The organism is Corallococcus sp. AB030 (genome assembly GCF_003668965.1).
Lineage (GTDB): Bacteria > Myxococcota > Myxococcia > Myxococcales > Myxococcaceae > Corallococcus > Corallococcus exiguus.
This window is the reverse complement of sequence record NZ_RAWQ01000327.1, coordinates 1-6,954: the sequence shown is the minus strand read 5'-3', so window position 1 is coordinate 6,954 and position 6,954 is coordinate 1. Positions and strand designations below refer to the sequence as shown.

The following is a 6,954-nucleotide window of genomic DNA, read 5'->3' as shown; positions in this document are numbered from 1 at the left end:
GTTCCCGGGCGAAGGGGGAGGGTGACGGTGAAGGTGCTGCCCTCGCCCGGCGCGCTGCGCACGGTGACGTCGCCGCCCAGCAGCCGCGCCAGGTCGCGGGAGATGGACAGGCCCAGGCCGGTGCCGCCGTACTTGCGGTGGGTGCTGCCGTCGGCCTGCCGGAAGGCCTCGAAGATGAGCCCCTGGAGCTCGCCCGGAATGCCGATGCCGGAGTCGCGCACGCTGAACGTCACGCGCCCCGGGCCCTCCGTGGCGACGGTGAGGGTCACCTCGCCGGAGTCCGTGAACTTGAAGGCGTTGGCGAGCAGGTTCTTGAGCACCTGGCCCAGCCGCTGGGGATCCGTCTCCAGCGTGGGGGGCACGCCCGGCGCGACGGTGGTGGTGAAGCGCAGACCCTTCTGCTCGGCCATGGGCTGGAAGGTGCGGCCCAGGTTCTCCACGAAGGGCTGGAGGCCCACTGATTCCAACTGCACGTCCACGCGGCCCGCCTCGATGCGCGACAGGTCCAGGATGTCATTGATGAGGGCGAGCAGGTCGTTGCCCGCGGAGCCGATGGTCTGCGCGAACTTCACCTGTTCGGCGGTGAGGTTGCCCTCCTTGTTGTCCGCCAGCAGCTTCGCGAGGATGAGCGAGCTGTTGAGCGGCGTGCGCAGCTCGTGGCTCATGTTGGCCAGGAACTCGCCCTTGTAGCGGTGGGTGCGCTCCAGCTCCGAGGCCTTCTCCGTAAGCGTGACCTGCGCCAGGGCCAGGTCGTCGCGCTGGTTCTCCAAGAGGCGCGCCTGGGCCTCCAGCTGGGCGTTGGTTTGCTCCAGTTCCGCCTGCTGGTTCAGCAGTCGCGCCTGGGACTCCTTGAGGACGCGGCTCTGCACTTCAATCTCTTCGTTGGAGACGCGCAGCTCCTCCTGCTGGGCCTGGAGCTCCTCGGCCTGTCGCTGCGTCTCTTCCAGGAGTTGTTCCAGGCGGGTGCGGTCGAGCGAGGCGCGCACCGCGACGGCGATGGCGTCCGACACCTGCTGGAGCAGCTCCAGGTCCGACGGGTGCACCGGGTGCAGGAAGCCCAGCTCCACGACCGCGTTGACCTGTCCGTCCACCTGGGAGGGCGCGATGAGCACGTGGCGCGGACGGCCCCGAGCCAGTCCGGAGGAGATGGGCAGGTAGCCTTCGGGCACGTCGCGCAGGTGGCAGGCCCGGCCGTCCTTGATGGCCTGTCCGGCCAGTCCTTCGCCGGGAGCCAGCGTGTCATGCCGCGCATCCAGGTCCGCAGGAAGCGCGTGGCCCGCGACGCGGCGGAAGTGGTGCGTCGTGTCCGCGACGTAGAGTGCGCCCACCTGGGCGTCGAGCGTGTCGGCGAGGACGCGCAGGATGTTGTCTCCCAGCCGGTCCATGCGCTGGTCGCCCTGCATGCGCACGCCGAGTTCGGTCTGGGCGGTCTGGAGCCACGACTCGATGGCGCGGGCCCGGAAGTCGCGCGCGGCGGTATACGCGGCGATGCCCAGCAGCGCGAACAGCAGCACGGAGCCGCTCAGGGTGACGGCGAGGGACAGGTTGGCGGACGCCTGGAACTCCTCGTACCGGCTCGTGAGCAGCGCGCGCTCCTCCAGTTCCATTTCCTCCACGGTGGCGCGGATGGTGCGCATGGCGGCGAAGCCGCTGTCCTCCTTCACCACGGCGATGGCCTGCCGGCCCTCACCGCGCAGTTGCAGGTCCACGGTCTCCTGCAGCTCCGCCAGCTTCTCCGTGACCGCGCCCTCCAGCCGGTCCAACCGCTGTTGCTGCACGGCGCTGTAGGCGATGAGTCCGCGAAGCTCCGCGAGCTTCTCCGGCAGCGTCTTCTTCGCGAGGGAGTAGGGGCTGAGGTAGCTCTCCGCGCCCGTGAGGAGGAAGCCGCGCTGCCCGGTCTCCGCGTCCTTCACGGTGGACAGCACCTCCTCCAACTTCGCCGCGACGGTGAGCGTATGCGTCACCATCTCGCCCGTGGCCGCGCGCGTCTTGAGCGTGCGGTAGGAGAGCAGTGCGATGGCGAGCACGGCCAGCGCCGCCACGGCGAATCCGGTGAACGTGGAAGGGGGAAGCGCCGGTCCGAAGCGCTCGACGCGCGGAGCATCCTTCACGCGGGGCGGGCTCATGGACACCGCCCAGGGGCGCACGGAAGGCAAGCAGTCACAGTGGAGCGCACGGAAGGAGCCCGTCCGACGAAGGTGAACGGATTGACTACCATGTCAGGAGGGGACGCCCGGGACCCGAGGGGCCGAAGTGTCGCTTTGTGCGCGCCCGGCGAAGACGCGTGACCCGGGAGGGCGTCAGCAGTTCGTCAACCCAGGCCGCGACCCGAAGTTCCCCAAGCGGGCACTCGCCTCACGGATCAGCCGTGGACCGCGACGTCGCGTATGCGCGAAGCCCAAACTGGGGCACGGACAGATGCTCCCGCCCGGGCCCGGTTTCCGCAAAACCTGTCCGACAGTCGGACCGATTCGCGCCGAATGAAACCGATGCCACACCCCTGGCGGAAGCAGCGGCGAACCGCAACCTCATCTGCGCGCGGTCACCCAATCATGTGTACGAGCAGCATCGTCCCCCTGGAGCCAGTTGCCGCAAAACCTGCCCGACAGTTGGCCTGGTTCGCACCGAATGAAACCGATGCCGCGCGCTTGGCGGAATGCAGCGGCGACCCGCAACGTCGTCCGCGTGCGGTCACCCAATCATGTGTACGAGCAGCGTCGCCCACCTGGGGCTGGTCGCCGCAAAACCTGTCCGACAGTCGGACCGCTTCGCACCGCATGAAGCCGAAGACGCTCGCTTCGCGGAACGGAGCGGCAAGCCACGACGTCGTGCGGGCGCGGACACCAAGGTGGGGCCACGATCAGAGCCGCCCGCATGGGGGCGGCTCTCTCAAAACCTGTCCGACAGTCGGACGGATTTCGCCGCTTGGGCCCGAGGCCGCTCCCGCCCGGCGGGGGCGCGACGTCATGCGCGCGCAAACGCCAAATTGGGGGCGCGGGCAGATGTCCCCGACCGGGCCCGGTTGCCTCAAAACTTGTCCGACAGTCGGACAGGTTTTCGCCGCCCGGGTCCCGGACTGCGGCCCACCCGATGACACGGATTGGTGGGCTCGCACGTCCATGTCAGACCCCTGTGGTTGGATGGCGATGCTGTGACGAGGAGGGGGAATGGGGATGGAACGGCGAGGACTCGTGGCCTATGTGGAGGCGCAAATCGAGCGCGATATCGCGCTGGGGCGTCTGCACCCGAGCGGACAATTCGGCTCCGAAGCGAAGCTGGCGCGCCGCTATGAGGTGTGTCGGGGCACCATCCGCGAGGCGCTGCGGCGGCTGGCGGCACGGGGGCTGGTGTTTCAGCGTCCCGGACGCAAGACGCGCGCGGTGCCGCTGGATGAGTCGCTGACGCTGGAGAACCTGGGGCTGGCGCTGCATGACGCGAGCAACCCGGATGCCCGGTGGCTTCTGGAGGGCTACTTCAGCCTCAAGCGGCAGGTGCTGGTGGAGCTTCTGGCCGACTGCTGCGCGAGGGCCTCGGACCTCGACTTGGACCGGCTGGGGAGCACGTGCTACCAGCTCCAGGACGCGGCGCACTGGGAGTCGGGGGAAACCTGCGCGCAGGCGGAGTTCGAGTTGCTTCGGCATGCGGCGCGGGTGGCGGCGCGTCCGGGGCACGTGCTCCTCATTCAGTCCCTGCAGCGGGCATTCATGGGAGGAGCCGCCCAACTGCTGCCGCTCATGGGCGGAGCGGCGCTGCGCGAGTGGGCCTTCCGCGTGATGGCGATTCTGAACGAGCGCGACGTGCAGGCACTGCAGCATGAGCTGCCAGCACTGCTGAAGGCGCGCGATGAGCGCGTACTGAATGCCTTTGCCCCTGCGCCCCAGGAACCTGCGTCCCCCGAGGCCCACCTCACTCAAGAAGGCATCGTCGGTGCGCCTGCATCAGCCAACGGGCTGGAGGAACCGCCGGCGGAACGCCCTTGCGTTGAGGAGCGTTGCGCCAGCGCCCCCGCGTCAGCCACCACGCAAGACGAAGCGTTGGATGCATGTCCTTGCATTGAGGCGAGTGGCGCCGAATGCGTCGCGTCCACCGCCGAGCAGGATGATGCGCCGGAGGCACGCCCCTGTGGGGAGAGTCGTGGCATCGGAGCTCCCACGCCAACCATTGAGCCGTCCGAGACGCTGGAGGTATGCCCAAGCGTTGATGCTCATGGCCTCTGCTGCCTCACGCCCATCGCCGAGGACACCGGGCCACTTGGGATTGCACCTTGCCTCGATGCGCAGGCCCTCCTTGTGGAGTCGGACAGCGTGCAGGGGGTGGCTTCATCCGCGCCAGGGCTTGTCTCCTGTGAGGCTGGTGGGGAGCACGCAGGGCGGGACGAGGTGGGCGCTGCCTGGGAAGACCTGGCCGACCGTCAGAGATGTCTTGGCGCTTCGCCTCCGGAGGGAGCCTCCAGCAGCCCGAGGCTCGACCCACTGGTTCCCGCTGAATCCTCCGCGGGGCGTGTCGCAACGTGGGCGAGACGCTTCATGGACCCCTGGGCTTCGCTGGGGCGCTGGGCCGTACGCTTCTGGCGGTCCATGGCCCATTCCCCAAGCCCTCCTGCTTCATGAGCGACGACAGCCCTTCATGCTCGCTGTCGTTCATGAGGCTCTGCGCGGACGCCTGAAGAGGCGCGCATGCGCCGATGGACCGAGGACGCATCCGTCCGTGCCTTGCCGCCGCGCAGGATGTATTCGCGAACTTCTGGCGGAGCGTGGCTAGAACGCTCCGGACAGGCCCACCATCTGGGTCCCGACCATCGGGTTGAGTGACACCGAGGACGGCCGCGCGCTGGTGGGCGGGGTGTCATCCACGCGGCCGTGCAGGAGCAGGGGCACGGCGACGCCGAACGCGGTGCCCAGCACGGCACCGGTGACCACGTCGGACAGGTAGTGCTTGTCCGCGCCCATGCGCAAGAGGCCCACGGAGGCGGCGAGCGGCAGACCCACGCCCCAGACGACGGCTTGGTGCTTGTAGCCGCGCATCGTGGCGACAGTGCCGGCGGACACGGCCAGGGAGAAGGCCAGGTTGGTGTGGCCACTGTAGAAGGACAGATTGTTGTCGGTGGGGTGCGCGGTGAGGCCCTTTTCCGCCTCCGGGAGGACGTGGACGAAGGGCCGCTCGCGGCCCACGGCGAACTTCACGGCCTGGTTGGCGACGGAGGCGAGGACGGCGCTCTGGACCATGATGGTGGCGTCCTGGGCGAAGAACTCCGTGGAGGCGCCGCTGCTGCGCCCCACTGCGTACTGGGTGCCCAGCAGGCCCAGCGGCAGGCCCGCGAACCCGATGATGTTGCTCCAGGTGTCCGCGCGCTTGCGGGACGCTTCCGTGTTGCCCGCGATGCCTCGGCCCCAGCGGTCCAGGCGGTTGAGCCGGTCAGTGCCGTCCGGTGCACGGTCGCACCAGCGGCACTGTGCCGGGGCCAGGTTGTCCTTGAACACCGACTCGGTGGAGATCCACAGCACGCCCGCGGTGCCGGTGATGATGCCGTCGCGCGTCCAGTTGAAGCGCAGCGCGCGCGGCGCGTCGGAGGTGTCCTGTGCGGCGGCCGGGGTCAGCGGCGCCAGCACGAGCAGGCAGAAGGTGGCGAGGGTCCGGTAGGAAGCAAGCATGGGGCGGCGGAGCATAAGGGCGCTCAGCCCTTTTCCCGCAATCCGGGTGGTGCGGGCTCAGCGCGCCCCGGCCTCGTCCTCTTCGACGAGCCGCGCCAGGAAGTCGCCCAGGGCCTTCACCTTGGGCGGGGTGCGCCGGGCCTGGGGCCACACCAGCCACAGCGCGCCGCGTTCCAGGGAGTGCTCGCGGAGGAAGGGGCGCAGCGTGCCGGCGTCCAGCTCCGGGCGGATCATCAGCTCCACGAACTGGGCGATACCGAAGCCCGCTCGGGCTGCGTGGGTGACGGCCTCGCTGTTGTTGAAGACGAAGGTCTCCGGGATGCGCGGCGAGGGGGCGCCCGCGGGCTGGCGCAAGGCCCAGGACTCCACGCGGCCGGTGGACACGAAGCGGTAGCGGATGCAGTCGTGTTCCTGGATTGCGTCGAGCGAGCGCGGCGTGCCGTGCACCTGGAGATAGGAGGGAGAGGCGCAAAGGATGAAGCGCTTGGGGCCCAGTCGGCGGCGCATGAGGCGTGAGTCGGTGAGCTCGCCGCAGCGCACCGCCGCGTCCAGCCCGTCTCCGACGATGTCGGCCACGTGGTCGTTGACGTCCAGATCCAGCTCCAGGTGCGGGTACTCGCGGCGGAAGCGCTGGAGGTTGGGGATGATGAGCCGCAGGGCGAGCATCTCCGGGACGGAGACGCGGCCGCGGCCGCGAGGGGTGCGCACGGCATGGGCGAGCTCCGACTCCGCGTCGCGAAGTTCGGTGAGGGCGCGCACGCAGCGCTCGTGGAAGCGGGCACCCTGCTCGGCATGATGGAGACCTTCCTGCGCGAAATCGGCGCGGTGGCGGACCTCCCCATGGGCGTGGAGCGCTTCCTCGCCGTTGACACCGCCACCCTCGTGCTCCTGGGCGACCAGAGTCCCCAGGTGCTTCTCGCGGAACCTGCCCATGCCCTGGCGAAAGTCCTCCCCCACGCGTCGCTCCGAGTGCTGCCGGGGCACGGCCACGTGGCCCACGTCTCCGCACCCGCGCTGCTCGCCCGTGAGGTGGAGGACTTCCTCTCCGCGCGCTGAATCGCCTGAGGAGCCTTATGCCCAGGCGCCCCTGGTGGCTTGTCGGGCAGGTTCCCGCAGCAGCGCGGCTCCAGCGGCGGTGTTCCAGAACCTGTCCGACTGGAGGTCTGCGCAGAATAAGGGTGCAGGCTGACTGGCTACTGAGCCTCAAGGGAGGCAGGCGCCTCCAGCACGAAGTAGACGCAAAAAAGCCGGCTGCGTGTCAGCAGCCGGCGGATGTTGTGGGCCAGGAGTTTGAGGAGGACTT

The 6,954-nt window shown here is 69.3% G+C and carries 5 protein-coding genes; 2 read left to right on the top strand and 3 right to left on the bottom strand.

Annotated features, from left to right (window positions below; all coding sequences use genetic code 11):
• Positions 1-2,126 (bottom strand): CHASE3 domain-containing protein (locus D7Y15_RS41320; protein ID WP_121756014.1); only part of this gene is annotated, 2,126 nt, incomplete at its 3' end.
• 1,041 nt (positions 2,127-3,167) lie between these two features.
• Here D7Y15_RS41320 and D7Y15_RS46185 point away from each other — a divergent pair.
• A complete protein-coding gene (locus D7Y15_RS46185; protein ID WP_233605291.1) occupies positions 3,168-4,610 on the top strand; it encodes a GntR family transcriptional regulator in 1,443 nt (480 codons plus the stop codon).
• Positions 4,611-4,757: 147 nt separating this feature from the next.
• Here the strand turns inward: D7Y15_RS46185 and D7Y15_RS41310 are convergent, their stop codons facing one another.
• Both D7Y15_RS41310 and D7Y15_RS41305 read right to left on the bottom strand, forming a co-directional pair.
• Entirely contained in the window at positions 4,758-5,651 is an 894-nt protein-coding gene (locus tag D7Y15_RS41310) for a phosphatase PAP2 family protein (protein WP_121756013.1), read from the bottom strand.
• A 57-nt stretch (positions 5,652-5,708) separates the two neighbouring features.
• Positions 5,709-6,359: a LysR substrate-binding domain-containing protein gene (locus D7Y15_RS41305; protein ID WP_158629211.1), complete on the bottom strand. Its 651-nt coding sequence runs from the start codon at positions 6,357-6,359 to the stop codon at positions 5,709-5,711.
• 3 nt (positions 6,360-6,362) lie between these two features.
• Here D7Y15_RS41305 and D7Y15_RS45010 point away from each other — a divergent pair, with 3 nt between their 5' ends.
• On the top strand, positions 6,363-6,707 hold the full coding sequence (locus D7Y15_RS45010; RefSeq protein ID WP_158629210.1) for an alpha/beta fold hydrolase: 345 nt from the start codon (positions 6,363-6,365) through the stop codon (positions 6,705-6,707).
• The last annotated feature ends 247 nt before the right edge of the window (positions 6,708-6,954 follow it).